We start from the raw sequence: 15,121 nt of genomic DNA on the forward strand, positions 1-15,121 counted from the left end.
GCTGACGTGACCGACACCGAAACCACCGACGACGCTCCGCTCGTTTCTGTGATAATTCCGGTCTACAACCGCGCTGGTGTACTCCGCCGAGCCATCGACAGCGCCCTGGCACAGACCGTCGAGGACATCGAGGTGCTCGTCGTCGACGACGGGTCGACCGACGACACTGCCGCTGTCGTCGGCGACTACGACGACCGGGTCCGGTACCTCCCCCACGACCGCAACCGTGGACGAAGTGCCGCCAGAAACACCGGCATCGACGCCGCGACCGGCGAGTACGTCGCCTTCCTCGATTCGGACGACCGCTGGCTTCCCCACAAACTCGAACGGCAACTCGACCGTCTGCCCCGGTGTTCGACGGAGTGGGTCGGCGTCTACTGTGAGTTCCTCACGCCTGCTCCCTCGCGGTTCGGTGAGGCACTCGATTGGCTCTCACGGCACGTCTTCGCGGACCCGGTGGTCCGAGAGGGCGGTCGCGAACTGGCGCGGGAAATCCTGACGATGAACGTCCTGATGGGGCCGGGGTCGACGCTGCTCGTCCGCCGGGAGGCGCTGGAAGGACTCCGGTTCGACGAGGGACTCGTCGACCACGAGGACTGGGACTTCGTGCTTCGGTTGCTCGACCGCGGAAAGATAGCCCACGTCGACGAACCGCTCGTGGTGGTGCCCGAATCGGGCGGGGACCCACCTGCCGAGACGCTCGCCGACGCAAAGCGCAGGTTCCTCGACCGCCACGCCGACCGCATCGACGGCTTCGAGGCCGAAGGAACCGACGTTCGGTCGATACATCGCGTCTCCGTCGCCGGGGTGTTCCTCCGGGAGGGGCGACTCCTCGATGCGAGGCGGTATCTCGGCTGGGAGACGCTCCGTGACCCCCGCAACTGGCTCCGAGTGCCGTGGTGGACGCTTACGGGGTTGCGGGGTCGATTCGGAAACGGAGGCGTGACTCGATGACCTCGCATCCGACCGTCTCGGTCGTGATACCGTACAGCCCGAAGTACACGCCGGAATCGATGCTCGAAGAGGCCAAAGAGACCGTGGCCGCCCAGACCGTTCCGACCGAGTTGGTCGTCGTCGACGACGACGGCGGTGCGGGGCCGGCGGTGGCTCGAAACCTCGGCCTCGATCGGGCCGACACCCGGTACGTCGCCTTCCTCGACGCCGACGACCTCTGGGAACCCGACAAGCTCGAACGCCAACTCGACCGGCTGGCTGAGACGGGTGCAGGCATCTGCGTGCAGGGCGACCCAATGGCGACCGACGAGTTCGTCTATCGCGCCTTCGTCGGCGATTTGACGGCGGTGATGTCGTCGGTACTGGTCGACACCGACTCCGTGGACGCCCGCTTCGAGGCCGGACTGGAGCGCGGCGAGGACCTGTTGTACGTCCTCGAGGCGGCATCGGAGTCGGGCGTCTGTCTCTGTCCGGAGTTGTTCACCCGTCGACTCCACGAGGGAAGCGTCATGGCCAGCGGAATCTCCGCCGAAGCGTTCCTGGAACACGACAAGCGGTTCGCGTATCTCGTCAGCCAGCGCGTTCCGGAGGCCCAGCCGTATCTGTACACCTACTACGTCCAGACGTTCACGCAGGCCGGTACCCTCGCCCACGAGGAGGGCGATTACGACCGCGCCGTCGACTACTACCTCCGGGCGCTCCGCATCTCGCCGCACCCGATGACGGTGTGGCATCTCCTCCGGAGTGCCGTTCGTCGCACCGTCGCCTGACTACGTTCGACGCCTGGGGAGGCGTCCGAGCGCCGCCCGAGCGGCGAGTTGCAATCGACGACGGGCGTGGTAGGTATCCAGGACGCTCCAGTTACCGTCGATGACCGTCACGTCCTCGTACCCCGAGAGCGTGTGGAGGCCGTCCGGGTACGGCCCTTCGGGGTCTGGTGCGAGTTCGCCGACGCGGCGCTCGGCGAACGCCGTCGACGTCAGCGTCTGAATGCGGTTGACGACGACCTTCTTGCCGTATCCGTCAGCGCAGTACTGCGAGGGCCGGTACAGCGTTCCGTCGTCGACCCACGGCGTTCCGGCGGGCCGGGCCGACCGAACGTCGGTTTTCACCGGGTTGTTCGCGTGGGGGACCCACTCGCCGGTCGGGTGGGGCGCGTGATACACGTAGAGGTTCGTCTGGGGCAAGTCGTCGAGGCGCGTACAGAACAGCCACCAGCGGTCGCCATACTTGACTATCGTCGGGTCGATACCGCGGTTACCAGCCACCAGCGTCGTGACTCGCTCCCACTCGTCTGGGGCGTGCAGTTCGTACATCGTGACGTCGCTGCTTTCTGCCATCTCCGGAACGACGTAGGTCCGGCCCTCGTGGACGACCGGATAGGGGTACGAGAGGTGATACGGCGTCTCGAAGGCGGGTCGGATGCGGTCGGCCCGGCGGTCACCGTCCAGCGGGAGATACGAGATGGTTCCCTTGCCGTCATCGTACCTGAGGTCCTCGAAGAAGAGATACGGGTTCCCGTCGACGGGGGCGACGAAGGGGTCTGCGACGATTCGGTTCCGTTCCGACAACTGGAGCCACTCGACCTCTATGCCGTCGGGATCGGCGGCGACCTCCGCTATCGGGGCGTCGACGACGCCGACCGTCCAGTTGGCGGCCCCTTGGAGTGCGATGTCGGCGAGTGCCTTCGTCTGTTTGCCGAACGCGAGGGCGACGCGTCCGGCCGTCGGCGTTCGGTCACCGCCCCACTCGACGGGAATCGGGTCGGCGTCGACGTACTCGCCGTGGCCGTTCTGGACGTCCGTCACGACCTGTGCCGGCCACCGCGCCGTCCCGAATCGGACCTGGTCGGCCGTCACTCGAAGCGAGTGTTCGACCGTCGCGAAGTGCCCGCGTCTGAGCGGAACCGCTTCGCCATCGGGAGCGAGCCGCCACAGTTCGGCTGTCGTGACGGGGTCGCCGGCCAGGAGTTCGTCAAATCCGGGCGGTGGACTCCCTGCTCCGTCGTGACAGAACGTCCAGACGCCGAGCGGGGGCGCGGCCAACACGCTATCGGACGCACGGTCGACCGCGAAGGCGAGCAGGGCGTCGATGTCGGCCTCCGATACGACCGCGTCATCGATGTCGTCGAGGCGTCGACGGCCGTCGCCGGTCCGTATCGAACAACCGAACTGCTCGATGTCGCGCAGTCCTTCGGCGGTGTCGACGGGGCTCATCGACTGACAGGGGGCGTCCAGCAGCCGACGCCAGAGGCTTCCCGAGCGCCGGGTGCCTGAACCATTCGAGTCCGCGGGGCTATCGTCGACGACGAGACACGCCAGCCGCGTGTCCGCCGTCGCCTCGAGACGACGGAGACACTCCGCCTGCCAGGCCGGCATCGTGGGTCCCGAGCAGACGACGCCCAATCGGAGCGTGTCGGCGCTCACGACTGGCCCCCTCTATCGTCGAAGACGCCCTCGTAGCCGTCGTCGTCGTACAGCACGTACGTCTCGTCGGTCGCGTGGACGACGTTCCTGTCGGCGAGTTCGGAATCGAGCCGGTTCTGAGAGACCGAGAACCACGTCTCTCGCGTTTCGAGCAGTCCGTCGCCGGTGATTACCGGGACAGTGTGGTCGGCCCACGACGACCGGACGACCAGATAGCCGGGTGGTGCGCTCAGGCCGTCGGCTTCGGTCCGGAGGCCGTCGTTCATCGGCGAGGGGAACGTCGCCGACTCGACGCTCCGGCGGGTGACGTAATCCGAGGTGGCGGGTGCCCGTCCGTGCCTCTCGAGGAACGCTGCGGTGTCGACGACGGCACCGTACTCCCCGTCGGTCATCTCCGATTGGGTGTCACGTTCCTCGAGGTACACCGCCCCGATGTCGTCGGCCGTCAGTTGGGTGAACGCACCGGTCGTCCCCAGCGTGGCGACGAGGACGAGGCCGACGACCGCATACCGGCGGTGGCTCTGTGAGGTCCGGAGCGTGCGCGCGATGCCGATACCCAGCGGGAACAACACGAACGCCGTCAGCGTGAACACGAGCCGTTCGAGTTGCGGCACCTCGACGGGCAGCGGGAAGAAAAGCGGGACGGCGACGAAGGAGACGACGAGGACTCCGGCGTAGCGGGCGTAGCGGTCAAGCGACGACAGACACTCGTACAGGCCGGCCAGCAGGACGCCGCCGAGGACGGAGTAGTAGATGCCGGTCGGCGTGACGAGCCACGTCAGCCCGCGGGCGACGCTGTCTGCGATGGGTACCGCGCCGTAGAAGAACGCCGACACGCCGTCCCCGACGGCGACCAAGCCGGTCGTCAGCGCGTAGGCGAAGCCGGCGATGCCGAAGAGGATGAGACTCGGCGAGTAGACGAGGTACGCCACGAGGACGGCGGCGCCGAACACCGCCGGGAACGCCCACCGAAGGCGGACGCGAACGTCGGCGAGGTCGGCCAGTTGGGGTACGTCGAGTCGACCGGCGACCGAGGCACCGGCTCGCGAGACGACCGCCACGCCGGCCAGCGGGACGAGCAACAGGACGTACGTGAGGTGGTGTATCGAGACGAGAACGAACACCATGCCGACCGAATACGTCACGTACCGTCGGAAGCGTCGCGTCGTCGTCGCGCCGGGTAGCGACACCATCGCGTACCCGACGACGACGACGAGGACGAACGCCAGCGCCTGCGGGAAGAAGTACAGCGCGTGGTAGGCGACGTACTCGAAGACGGTGACGCCGACCGCGGCCGCGAGTCCGAGTCGGCTGTCACCGAAGACGCGAGTGACGAGCAGATATGCGACCGGAACCAACACCGCGAGAACGGCGATGCCGGTCAGGACGATTGCGTCGTAGGGAGCGAGGTCGCCGAACAGCGACACCGCCCCGACGAAGAAGTGAAAACCGGGGAAGTAGTCGTAGCCGTGCGGGAGCGCGGAGCCGTAACCAACCGAGAGCAGTCGATTGAGTCCGTCGACGTGGGCGAAGGTGTCGGTGCCGCCGAAGTAAAAGCCCGTAGTCAGATACTTCGTGTAGACGGGGACGACGAACAGCGTCGCCGCCGAAACGAGCGTCGGGCCAACGCCCCCGTCGCGACGAATCTGTTCGGCGACGAGCAGGTATCCGAGGGGGAGAAATGCGAGAAGCGGAAGGAGGCGCTCGCCCGTCCAGGCGGTCGCGGCGATGGCGAGTGCCCCGCCGGCGACGACGAGTTTCGCCGTCCGATGTGAAGAAACAGCGGGTGTGCCGACTGGGTCTTCGGGGTCGACGCCGCGAGTGCCGAGGTAGACGCCGAGTCCGATGGCGGCGGCGGCGACGGCGAATCCAGTCCGAATCGCCGTCGGTAGGGCGATGACACCGAGGTAGCTCACGGCAGCGATGGCGGCCACGACCGCGACGAACAGGCCGACCGCAGCGAGGAGTACTCGGTCTCTGCCCGTCATCGACCAGCCGCAGTCGTGTCCGGTGGATGCCATCCGGCGTCGAGTGTGTTCGTCCTCACGGTTGACCGAAGCATGAACTGTCCGTCACAGGGCACCGCCAAAACACTACTGGAGGGCCGCGCCGACGGCGATTTTATACGCTTGCCACGACATCGGAACGTATGAACCGTTCACGCCGACGGCTGCTCCGTCGTCTCGGCGGGCTGTGTACCGTCGGCGCAGCAGCCGGAATCGCGGGATGTTCGAGTGACGATGGCGACGGCGCGACGCCCGACGGCGACGACCTCCCGACTGCGGTAACCGTCGACATGACCGACGACCTCAAGTTCGTCCCCGAAACCGTCGAAATCGCCGTCGATGGGACCGTCACGTGGGAGAACGTCGGCGTCGTCGCCCACAGCGTGACGGCCTACGCCGACCGCATCCCCGCCGAGGCCGACTACTTCGCCAGCGGCGGCTTCGACGACGAGGCAGAGGCGAACCGGGCCTACCCCGAAGAGGGCAGTATCGGGCGCGAGGAATCCTACGCGTACACCTTCGAGACCTCGGGAACCTACGAGTACTACTGCATCCCCCACGAATCGGGGAACATGGTCGGGACCGTCGTCGTCGAGTAACTCACCACTCCGCCCGGAAGACGAAGTGATACGCACAGAGGAGTCCGAACCCAGCGGCGACGGCTACCTCCGCGAGGAACATCGGCGAGAATTCCGGATTGCCGAACACGGCGAGGGCATCGAGGATGCCGGTCGGTTCGTCGTACTCCGGTGCCGGGAGCAACGGCCACAGCAGGTAACTCAACTCGCCGTAGGAGCCCTCGTATATCGGGACCAACCCGTCGCCGACGAGATGCGTAACGTAGCCGATTGGGAAGGCGATACCTGCCTCTCGTCGGTCGTACTCGACGGCGACAACCCAGACGACCGCCGAGACGATGACGAGTGCGAACACCGAGTGTGCGAGCGACCGCCCGGAGGGGAGGACGGCCAGGCCCCACGCGAGCGGTTTGTCGACCAAATCCGGAAACTGGGAGCCGAAAAGCGCCGCAAGAATCGCCACCCGGTCAGCACGCCGTATCGCCCACGGCCGGACGAGCAAGTATCCGACGTACCCTAACGCGAGATGTCCCCACGGCCACATTACCGTCCGTACACCGGGTGTCGATAAAACCTCGTCGTCGCCGGCATCTCGACCGCGGGAGGATTTATCGGGGCCGGCGACGAACGCCGGTTCGTGGCAACCTACGCACAGCGCCGGACGCTCCGATTGCTCGTCGGGTGGCTGTTGGTGTCGGTCGCCGGACTCGCGGCCGTAGACGCCTTCACGGTGTCACACTGGGTCGTCGTCTCGGTGCTCGGGGCACTCGTCGTCGTCCAGTGGACGGCACCGCTCTCGGTGCTTCCGGCGTGGCGTCGCCGACTCCGGTTGCCGCTCGTTTTCGCGTTCCTCGCGTTCCTCGCGGCAGTCGGCTACGACCTCTCCACCCAGGTCGGAACGCTGTAGAGCGGCTTTACCACCGCAACTCGACGGCACCCGAGCTGTCGGTGTTAGAGCGGACGGAATCGACGACGACCGGGCGACCGAATTCGCGAGCGAAACCGACGGCCAGAAACGACGGAACTGGGTGGTCGATACGGTCGGCGTCCGGGAGGACACACGCCTCGAAGGACACTGCCGCCTCGCCATCCTCGGCAGTGACCGCCACGCCGTCGACGAGTTCGAACCCGTTGTCGAGGGCGTCACCGAGACGTGACAGCGTCCGCTCGGGGTCGGTGGCGTCGGCAGGGGTCCGCGTTCGCCGGAAGCTACGGTAGAGGGGTTCGCCGGTCGGGGTGAACACGGCGTCGTCGGGGCCGACCGCGTCGTTGGCTTCCCAGTCCCGCTGTAACGGGTCGGCGCTGGTGGCTGGCACGACGAGACGGGCCGACGAGCGCCCGCTCGCAGGAATATACACCCGGTGTTCCGAGAGTCCGCGTTCGGCGACGACGTTCTCTGCGGCCGATGCGAAGGCCGTGTAGACGCTCTCGGTCACGGCCGGCGGGAGTTCCCGGCCGGAGACGAGCAGGTGATTCAACAGGCCGGCGACGAGGACAGTTCCGGCCAGTGTCGCGAGGGTCGCCGTGAACCCGGCCGCGGCGACTGGGGCAGTGAACGACGCGGCGACGCCGGCGGCTCCGAGGCCAACGAGCAGCGCCGTCGGCACAGAAGGGCGGCGGACGACGCCGGGCGTGCCGAGCGCGTGACTCGACGCCTCGGCCCGACGGCGCCGGGGGGACGAGTCACCGCCGCTCATAGGTTGACCCGCTCCGACGACGCTACTCGGCCCATGGCGGGACACCGGGCACGAATGCGGTCTGTGAGGCGCATCTGTCAGGGAAACCGACACCGGCCGGCGTCTTAACCTTGGCCGTCGGGTCGCAGTCCCGTCGGTCCCACCAGCGTGTTTTTGTACTGCGGCGGAGAACCCGACACCGTGTCACGTCCAGAGGGGACTCACAGGGACGGAACGGGCGGGAACGCAGACCTCGCCGCGGTCGTCGTCGCAGTCGCCGTCCTAGACCTGCTCGTCGCGCTTCAGGCCACTCCCGGGATAGTTCGAGCGGCTGTCGCGATTCCGATCCTCCTATTCGTACCCGGCTACGCCGTCGTCGCGGCACTGTTCCCCGAAGACGACGGCCACGCCGACGACCGCCGTCACCTCGGGCTTCTCGGGCGACTCGTTCTCGCCGTCGGCGCGAGCGTCGGCGTCGTCGTAACAGTCGGTGTCGCCCTCGAATTTACTGTGTACGGCTTTCGGGCAGTTCCTGCTCTCGTCGGCATCAACGCGGTGACGGTACTCGCCCTCGGCGCCGCGTGGCGCCGACGACGGGCCACCGACGGTCGACAGTTCGGCGTTGCCGCCCCGGCAGCGTTCAGCCGAGTTCGCTCGATTCTCGTCGGCGACGGTCGAGTCGACGCTGCACTGTCGGTCGTCGTGGTGCTGTGTGTCCTCACGGCCGCCGGGGCGGTGTACGCCGCCCCCGGTTCGGTTGACGGGGGAAGCGAGGCGTATCTGTTGACCGAATCCGACGGCGACCTCGTCGCCGACGACTACCCCCGCGAGTTGATAGTCGACGAACCGACGACGCTCCACCTCGCCGTCTCCGGGCCGGACGGGGCGTCGGAAGCCACCGTCGTCGTCGCGTTACACGATGTCGACACGACCGGCGACGGAGCGACCGTAACGTCGTCGACGGAACTCGACCGATTCACAGTTTCGCTCGACGGCGACACGACGGTTACCGAACACGAAGTCGTCCCGACCGTCGCCGGGGAGTTGCGGCTCACCTATCTGGTGTATTTCGGCTCGGCAGCCGCTGACCCACGGCCGGAGAACGCGGACAGGCAGGTACACCTGCAGGTGCGGGTCAGCGACGCCTGACCTATTCGCGTCGGTCCTGCCATCGTTCGTCGTCGAAGAAGGGGTGTGTGTTCAACACGTGCAGCAGCACCGACAGCGTCAACATGACGGCACCGACCGCAATCGAGATGCTCGCCACGACGACGAGGGGGATCGAGAGCTCCCCGGAGAGTTGGAGCTGCAACGACCACGCCGCCAGCAACGCACCGAGGAGGACCACCATCACCCCGGGGGCGCCGACCAACAGGATGGGATGGGACCGCTGGACGAAGTCGACGATGTTGTGGACCAGCCCGACACCGTGGGTCGCCGCACCCTCGGTGCTGCCGTGTTCGACGTCGTAGCGAATCGTCGTCCCGATTTCGTGGAAATCGAATCCCGCCTCGTTGACCGAATACAGGATGTCTGTACTCGCCCACATCCCGTTGCCGATGTCGGTCGAATCGACGACCGTTTCGACGGCGTCGGCGGTGTAGGAACGGAACCCGCTCTGTGTGTCTTGGACCTGTCGTGAGCGGCGCCATCGTCCCATCGTCACGTTCGTCAGCAGGTTGACGACGGCGAGGCCGACAGACCGCACGAACGGAATGTCGGTGTCGCTGTCGGTCCCGTAGCGACTCGCAATGACGACGCCCGCACCGCTGTCGTCCTGGGTGGCGACCAGCCGTGGAATGTCGCCGGGGTCGTGTTGACCGTCGGCGTCGATGGTGACGAGGTGGGCCGCACCCCTGCGGTGGGCTTCCCGGAATATCGTCTTGAGGGCCCCGCCGTAGCCGCGGTTCCGGGGGTGGACGACGACGGCCGCACCGGCCTCGCGGGCGCGGTCGGCCGTCCCGTCGGTACTGCCGTCGTCGACGACGACCACCTCGTCGGCGAACCGTCTCGCCTCACTCACCACCGATCCGATACTTCCAGCCGCGTTGTACGCCGGTATGGCGACGAGGACGTGGGGTCTCCCCGGTGTGATGTCTGGGCGTTCCGGCACCGCATGAATCTCGAAGCCGTCCTCGGCGAACGCAGCAAGCGTCCGGTCGTAATCGATACGCGGACAGCCCTCGGGTTGGAAGACGATTCCGGGATGGCCTGCCTCCCGGGCCGCCGCCGACAGCGCCGACTGGAGTGTCCGCCAACCGCTGTCCTCCTCGGGCGGGTCGACGACTCGAACGCCGAGCGTGTCGGCGATTTCCACCAGTTCCTCGGTCCCATAGCCGAACGGGGCGAGAAAGACGCCGAATCCACGCTTCCGTGCCTCCAGTATCGTCCGGTAGACGCCGTCGTCGTCCTCGGCGCGGGCGATGATACCGATGGCCGGACGGTCGGTATCGGCGACAGCATCGAGACGGTCTGACTCCCCCGACGAGGAGATGTCGATTACTCGGATACCGTCCACGGAAGCCTGCGATGGGAGGGAGTGGCCATCCGACACCGTGACCGAAAGCGGCATGCGCTCTCCCGAGGGTGCTCGCCACTCTGCACGCGTCTCGACTGTGGTCGACGACTGCGGTTCGACCGGTGTGACTTCGACGATTCGCGGCAACGACGGCTCGTCGTCACTGAGAAACGACACCGTCTCCTCCGGTACCGAAACGAGGTAGGTCACTGCTACCTCACCGTCGTCGGTGAGAGCGAGTGTTCCGTCGATGTGGCCGCCGCGGAACGCCGAACCGTCGGTGTTTCGTCCGTCTCCCTCACCGGCGCCAGCGGGGCGTCCGTCGGTCGGGAGTTCGTCCTCGAATCTGACGACGACCGGTTCCTCACGCTCCGAGCGGAACTCGAGTGTCACCGCTAGCTCGTTCTCACGCTTCGAATGGGTCTTCTCGACTCGGACGCCGTCGGTGGTAACCGTCCCGTACTTCGAGACACGGCTCACTGGCACTCACCGTGTCCGAAGGTCGAATATCCGACGGACGAACGTGTCTCGCTCATTTATTAACATCTCCATAACCACACTATCCCGAAGACGGCCTCGCCTCGGAGTTCCCCGCGCGTATCCCGTATTACTGGATAATGGGTATATACTGATAAAAGCATGTCGGAAATGTGTCCTTAATATGCCATGATTTGGACGAGCGGTCACTCCGTATCGACCACCCCGTGTCGGTCGCTGTCGTGGACTTCGAAGAACGTCGGATGGACCAGATACAGCGCACCGAAGGCGAACAGGGCCATGCCGAGCGGTTCGTAGTGCATCGGAATCAGTTGCCGTGGCCGAAGGAACGACAGAACCGTCGGAACGGCGGGCAGAGCGGTGGTCCCGACGAGGAGCGCGAGTCCGTTCGTCGAGCGCTCGGTTCGGGCGAACAGTTCGTACAGCCAGTAGAATCCGACCCCGGCGAGGGCGTACGCCAACGCGAGGAAACCCCAGTACAACACGCCCGGTTCGACGATGAGGTATCGGAGCGGCTCCGTCGCCAGCCGCGTGTCGACGTACGCCCCGTGAATCGGTTGGGTGAGCTTTATGGTCGTGACGACGGCGTACGTCGACAGTCCGGCCAGCCAGTAGCGTGATTGTCGATGGAGGCTCCGACCCGTGTACGCCGAACAGAAGTACAGCCACGCGCCGACACTCGCGAATCCGACCGCTTGCCCGACGAGATACAGCGGGAGCATCAACGACTCCGACGGGGCGAGGAGAACGAGGGTCTGGACGACGGACCAGAGCCCCGTGGTCACCAGAAGCGCGCGAAGACCGATGGACGCTTCGTCGGTCGCGAGCCATCCGGCACGGTACACCGCGGCGAAACAGGCTGTCGCCGCGGCGCCGAAGGCGACCACGTATGTAGGGTGTGTAATCACGTTCGTTACTAATATTAAAGCAGTTGTATTTAATAATATGGGCCATCACGCCCTCGGCATAATCGCGCGCCGGGACAGACCGCCGTCAGCGGAGGCCGCCGCCTCGCAGGGGTTTATACGGTCTACCGACGACCACCCCCCAATGAGCGGTTACAGCGTCGGCGTCGTCGGGGCGGGGTGGATGGCGACCGACTACCACATCCCGGCGTATCGCGACCACGGGTCGACCCGCGTGGTTGCCGTCGCCGAACTGAACGAGTCCCGACGCAACGAGACGGCATCGCGGTTCGGGCTGCAAGGCTACGACTCGGTCGAATCGATGCTCGACGCCGAGTCCCTCGACGTGGTGAGTATCTGTACGCCGCCGTCGACACACCGAGCGGTCTTCCTCGCGGCCGTCGAGGCCGACTGTCACGTCTTCTGTGAGAAACCCCTGACTATCGACGCCGACAGCGCCCGCGAGATGCAACGGGCGGCCGAATCCGCCGGTGTCATCACACAGGTCGGCTACCTCACCCGCTACTACGAGAACGCCAAGAAGGCGATGTCGATGCTCCGAAACGATCTGCTCGGCGAACTCGTCGAGGTGCGGACGACCCATCACTCGACGCCGCCGACACAGGGGTGGTACTACGACCGCTCGGTTTCCGGCGGCGGAGTGATGCGGGATTTGCTGCCGCACAGCCTCGATATGTACCTCGACCTCTTCGGTGCGGCCACCGTCGATGACTGCCGGCTTCGCGACACCCGAAACCGCGGCGTCGAGGACGTGGCCGAAATCGCCATCGCGTTCCCGGCCCGTGACCTCACCGTCGATTTCACGGTGGGATGGACGCAACCGGACGTGTTCATGCGTCACGTCGCTGTCGGCACCGAGGGGTGGCTGGAGTTCGACGGCGACACGCTGTCAGGGGCGATTCACGGCCGGCCCTTCGAGTTCCGCCACGGGGAGACGCCCATCGTCGACATCGGATTGACGCAGTTGTACGGCGCGACGACCGACGACGCCAACACCGAACGCCTGACGGATTTCGTCGACCACGTCGTTTTGGGCGACCGAAACACGTCGGCACCGGTCGAACGCGGCGTCGCCGTCGCCGAGGTAATCGACAGGGCCTACGAACTCGCGGAGGGTGAGCGATGAGAGTCCTCGTCACCGGTGCGACCGGATTCGTCGGCCTCAACGTCGTCCACTCGCTCGTCGACGGCGAGTACGACCCCGTCGCGCTGCTCCGGCCGGGCACCTCGGAGCGCCGACTGCCCGAGGGCGTCGAGACGGTCGCCGGCGACATCCGAGACCCCGACAGCCTGCCGTCCGCCATGGTGGGCGTCGATTCCGTCGTCCATCTCGCAGCCGCGGTGTATCCGGGACAGGACATGACCGGTATCAACGTCGAGGGGACGGCGAACCTCCTCGAGGCCGCCGACGAATCCGGCGTCGAGAACGTCGTCTTCGCCAGCACTATCGGTGCCCACCCAGAGGTTCCCATCAACCCCGACTCGACGTACCAGACATCCAAGGCCCGCGCCGAGGAACTGTTCGTCGACGGCGAGTTCGGTTTCGAGTACAGTATCGTCTATCCGACCTACATCCTCGGCCAGCGGGACTATCGACTCGCACGGTACGATATGTTCCGGCCCGTCGCCGCCAACCGCGTGCTCGTCCCGCCGCTGTACACCTACGACGACTACAACATCGTCCACGTCGACGACGTGGCCGGGACCGTCGAACACGCCCTGACCGTCGGCGGCCAGCGCCGCTATCTCGTTTCGGGGCCGAACGTCGACAGCGTCGAAGTCATGCGAACCGTCGCCGATTCGGTCGGCGGGGACTGCCGAGTCGTGAACGTCCCGTACCCGCTGACGAAGTACGGTATCGTCCCCGCAATCGATTTCCTCCACCGACTCGGCGTCTCGCCGGTCGGCGGGTCGAGCTTCGCCGACCGCGGCGACTTCGGCACCCTTCGGAACGGACTCACCGAACGCGCCCCGGTCGAACAGCGCGGCTGGCGGGCAGCAATCGAGGACACCGCCGCGTGGTACCGGGAGGTAGGCCTCCTGTAGCCGCCCGATGGACGAGAAAACTCGCGGCGTCGACCCGGTTCGACCCGTCGCTCGACCGACGGTCCCCCGACAGCTGAACTTCGCCCGCGCCGGCGGACTGCTGTTGGGCATCGAAGTGCTTGGAGCGGTCATCGGCTTCGCCGCGACGGTGTACTTCGCGGCGGCGCTGGGTGCCACCCGACTCGGCGTGTTCTTCCTCTTCGAGGCGGCGCTCGCGACGCTAGCGACGTTCTCGGATTTCGGGCTCAGAGGGGCGGTGGAGAAACGAATCAGCGAGGGCAGCGAGGTCGGCGAGATGCTGGCGGCCACGCTGCTCTTGAAACTGGCGCTGCTCGGTGTGTTGGCTGTCGTCGTCATCGTCTTTCGCGAGCCGATAAACGACTACGTCGGCGCCGAGGTAGCCGCGCTGCTCGTCGTGGCCGCCCTGCTGTACGAGCTGTCGGTACTTTCGATTCACGTCCTCCGGGGAGAGCTACGAACTGAGCAGACGGCGCTTTTGTACTTCGTTCGGCTCGTGGCGTACGTCGCCGTCTCGGTCGTCCTGATTCAGTTCGGCTACGGCGCGGAGGCGCTCATCTACGGACTCATCGCGAGCTATCTCCTCATGCTGGCCGGCGGCGCGGCCCGCATCTCGACGCGCCTCGCCCGACCGTCACGTCGACACTTCCGGTCGCTCGTCGACTACGCGAAGTACAACGGCATCTGGGCGCTCGGCGGTCACGTCTACAACACGATGGACCTGCTCGTCATCGGCTACTTCTTGACGCAGGCCCACGTCGCCGGCTACGAAATCGCGTGGCGACTCACGCTGATGGCGGGCCTCGTCGGCGGCATCGTCGGCAACACCGTCTTCGCCCAACTGAGTGCGTGGCGCACGAGGGGCGAGTTCGGGCGAATCGAGGGAACCGTTCGAGAGTCGCTGACCGCCTCGCTGTTCCTCGTCGTGCCGGCGTTCTTCGGCGTGCTGTTGCTCTCGGAGAACCTCCTCGGCGTCGTCTTCGGACCGGAGTACGTCCTCGCGGCCGGCGCGTTGGTCGTACTGATGGGCGAGAAAATCGTCGCCGCGGTGAACGTCGTCTTCGACGCGACGATACGCGCCTTCGACCGCCCGGACATCGGCGCCTACGCGACGGGCGTCTCGCTGACGGTGAACATCGTTCTCAACGTCGTGTTAGTCCCCCAGTACGGACTGCTCGGCGCGGCGGCGGCGACCGGCCTCGCGATGGCGCTCAACACGGCCGTTCTGGGTGTCTCCCTCGGCAGACTGCATCCGGTCTCCTTCGCGCTTCGGGACATCGGCTGGTGTGTCGGTGCCGGCGCTGTCATGGCCCTCGCCCTCGCCGGACTCACCACGATTGTTCCGCCGACGACCGCGCCGGCGCTGGTCGGTCACGTCTTACTCGGCGGAGTGGTGTACTTCCTCGTCGTCCTGAGTTCGTCGTCTCTCAGAGGGAAACTGCGCGCGAACGTCGCGAACTTCGCCGGGTAGTGGC

At 66.3% G+C, this 15,121-nt stretch carries 14 protein-coding genes; 8 read left to right on the forward strand and 6 right to left on the reverse strand.

Annotation, left to right across the window (positions count from 1 at the left end; all coding sequences use genetic code 11):
* Positions 1-6: 6 nt before the first annotated feature.
* Positions 7-954: a glycosyltransferase gene (locus HWX69_RS11755; protein ID WP_178917291.1), complete on the forward strand. Its 948-nt coding sequence runs from the start codon at positions 7-9 to the stop codon at positions 952-954.
* Complete coding sequence (locus HWX69_RS11760; RefSeq protein ID WP_178917292.1) at positions 951-1,724, forward strand: glycosyltransferase; 774 nt, start codon at positions 951-953, stop codon at positions 1,722-1,724. Before HWX69_RS11755 ends, HWX69_RS11760 begins: the two co-directional genes overlap by 4 nt.
* Here HWX69_RS11760 and HWX69_RS11765 read toward each other — a convergent pair whose 3' ends face one another.
* Entirely contained in the window at positions 1,725-3,380 is a 1,656-nt protein-coding gene (locus tag HWX69_RS11765) for a glucosamine inositolphosphorylceramide transferase family protein (protein ID WP_178917293.1), read from the reverse strand. It lies immediately after the preceding gene.
* Positions 3,377-5,368, reverse strand: coding sequence for a hypothetical protein (locus HWX69_RS11770; RefSeq protein WP_178917294.1), 1,992 nt, complete (start codon positions 5,366-5,368; stop codon positions 3,377-3,379). Before HWX69_RS11770 ends, HWX69_RS11765 begins: the two co-directional genes overlap by 4 nt.
* A 161-nt stretch (positions 5,369-5,529) precedes the next feature.
* Here HWX69_RS11770 and HWX69_RS11775 point away from each other — a divergent pair, with 161 nt between their 5' ends.
* Positions 5,530-5,985, forward strand: a complete 456-nt coding sequence (locus HWX69_RS11775; RefSeq protein ID WP_178917295.1) for a plastocyanin/azurin family copper-binding protein — start codon at positions 5,530-5,532, stop codon at positions 5,983-5,985.
* 1 nt (position 5,986) lies between these two features.
* Here the strand turns inward: HWX69_RS11775 and HWX69_RS11780 are convergent, their stop codons facing one another.
* Positions 5,987-6,508: a metal-dependent hydrolase gene (locus HWX69_RS11780; RefSeq protein ID WP_178917296.1), complete on the reverse strand. Its 522-nt coding sequence runs from the start codon at positions 6,506-6,508 to the stop codon at positions 5,987-5,989.
* Between the two features lie 93 nt (positions 6,509-6,601).
* Between HWX69_RS11780 and HWX69_RS11785 the strand changes: the two genes are divergently transcribed.
* Positions 6,602-6,871, forward strand: coding sequence for a hypothetical protein (locus HWX69_RS11785; protein WP_178917297.1), 270 nt, complete (start codon positions 6,602-6,604; stop codon positions 6,869-6,871).
* A gap of 7 nt (positions 6,872-6,878) precedes the next feature.
* On the opposite strand, the gene HWX69_RS11790 is transcribed toward HWX69_RS11785, so the two are convergent.
* Positions 6,879-7,661: a hypothetical protein gene (locus HWX69_RS11790; RefSeq protein ID WP_178917298.1), complete on the reverse strand. Its 783-nt coding sequence runs from the start codon at positions 7,659-7,661 to the stop codon at positions 6,879-6,881.
* A gap of 180 nt (positions 7,662-7,841) precedes the next feature.
* Here HWX69_RS11790 and HWX69_RS11795 point away from each other — a divergent pair, with 180 nt between their 5' ends.
* A complete protein-coding gene (locus HWX69_RS11795; RefSeq protein ID WP_178917299.1) occupies positions 7,842-8,789 on the forward strand; it encodes a DUF1616 domain-containing protein in 948 nt (315 codons plus the stop codon).
* A 1-nt stretch (position 8,790) separates the two neighbouring features.
* On the opposite strand, the gene HWX69_RS11800 is transcribed toward HWX69_RS11795, so the two are convergent.
* The gene (locus HWX69_RS11800; RefSeq protein ID WP_178917300.1) at positions 8,791-10,638 is read right to left on the reverse strand and encodes a glycosyltransferase; all 1,848 of its coding nucleotides are present in this window, start codon (positions 10,636-10,638) and stop codon (positions 8,791-8,793) included.
* 203 nt (positions 10,639-10,841) lie between these two features.
* Positions 10,842-11,564, reverse strand: a complete 723-nt coding sequence (locus HWX69_RS11805) for a histidine kinase N-terminal 7TM domain-containing protein (protein WP_178917301.1) — start codon at positions 11,562-11,564, stop codon at positions 10,842-10,844.
* 142 nt (positions 11,565-11,706) lie between these two features.
* Here HWX69_RS11805 and HWX69_RS11810 point away from each other — a divergent pair, with 142 nt between their 5' ends.
* Genes HWX69_RS11810 through HWX69_RS11820 form a run of 3 tightly spaced genes read left to right on the forward strand, consistent with a single transcriptional unit; the run spans position 11,707 to position 15,117 of the window.
* On the forward strand, positions 11,707-12,708 hold the full coding sequence (locus HWX69_RS11810; protein WP_178917302.1) for a Gfo/Idh/MocA family protein: 1,002 nt from the start codon (positions 11,707-11,709) through the stop codon (positions 12,706-12,708).
* Positions 12,705-13,628, forward strand: coding sequence for an NAD-dependent epimerase/dehydratase family protein (locus tag HWX69_RS11815; protein WP_178917303.1), 924 nt, complete (start codon positions 12,705-12,707; stop codon positions 13,626-13,628). Before HWX69_RS11810 ends, HWX69_RS11815 begins: the two co-directional genes overlap by 4 nt.
* Positions 13,629-13,635: 7 nt before the next feature.
* Complete coding sequence (locus tag HWX69_RS11820; RefSeq protein ID WP_218644785.1) at positions 13,636-15,117, forward strand: lipopolysaccharide biosynthesis protein; 1,482 nt, start codon at positions 13,636-13,638, stop codon at positions 15,115-15,117.
* Positions 15,118-15,121 lie beyond the last annotated feature (4 nt).

The sequence above is a fragment of the Natronomonas gomsonensis genome (assembly GCF_013391635.1).
GTDB classification, from domain to species: domain Archaea; phylum Halobacteriota; class Halobacteria; order Halobacteriales; family Haloarculaceae; genus Natronomonas; species Natronomonas gomsonensis_A.

Excerpts from the sequence above, each read along its gene's own strand:
- HWX69_RS11760 (WP_178917292.1), top strand. The coding sequence starts at position 951 with ATGACCTCGCATCCGACCGTCTCGGTCGTGATACCGTACAGCCCGAAG.
- HWX69_RS11770 (WP_178917294.1), bottom strand. The coding sequence starts at position 5,368 with ATGACGGGCAGAGACCGAGTACTCCTCGCTGCGGTCGGCCTGTTCGTC.
- HWX69_RS11775 (WP_178917295.1), top strand. The coding sequence starts at position 5,530 with ATGAACCGTTCACGCCGACGGCTGCTCCGTCGTCTCGGCGGGCTGTGT.
- HWX69_RS11780 (WP_178917296.1), bottom strand. The coding sequence starts at position 6,508 with ATGTGGCCGTGGGGACATCTCGCGTTAGGGTACGTCGGATACTTGCTC.
- HWX69_RS11790 (WP_178917298.1), bottom strand. The coding sequence starts at position 7,661 with ATGAGCGGCGGTGACTCGTCCCCCCGGCGCCGTCGGGCCGAGGCGTCG.
- HWX69_RS11810 (WP_178917302.1), top strand. The coding sequence starts at position 11,707 with ATGAGCGGTTACAGCGTCGGCGTCGTCGGGGCGGGGTGGATGGCGACC.
- HWX69_RS11815 (WP_178917303.1), top strand. The coding sequence starts at position 12,705 with ATGAGAGTCCTCGTCACCGGTGCGACCGGATTCGTCGGCCTCAACGTC.
- HWX69_RS11820 (WP_218644785.1), top strand. The coding sequence starts at position 13,636 with ATGGACGAGAAAACTCGCGGCGTCGACCCGGTTCGACCCGTCGCTCGA.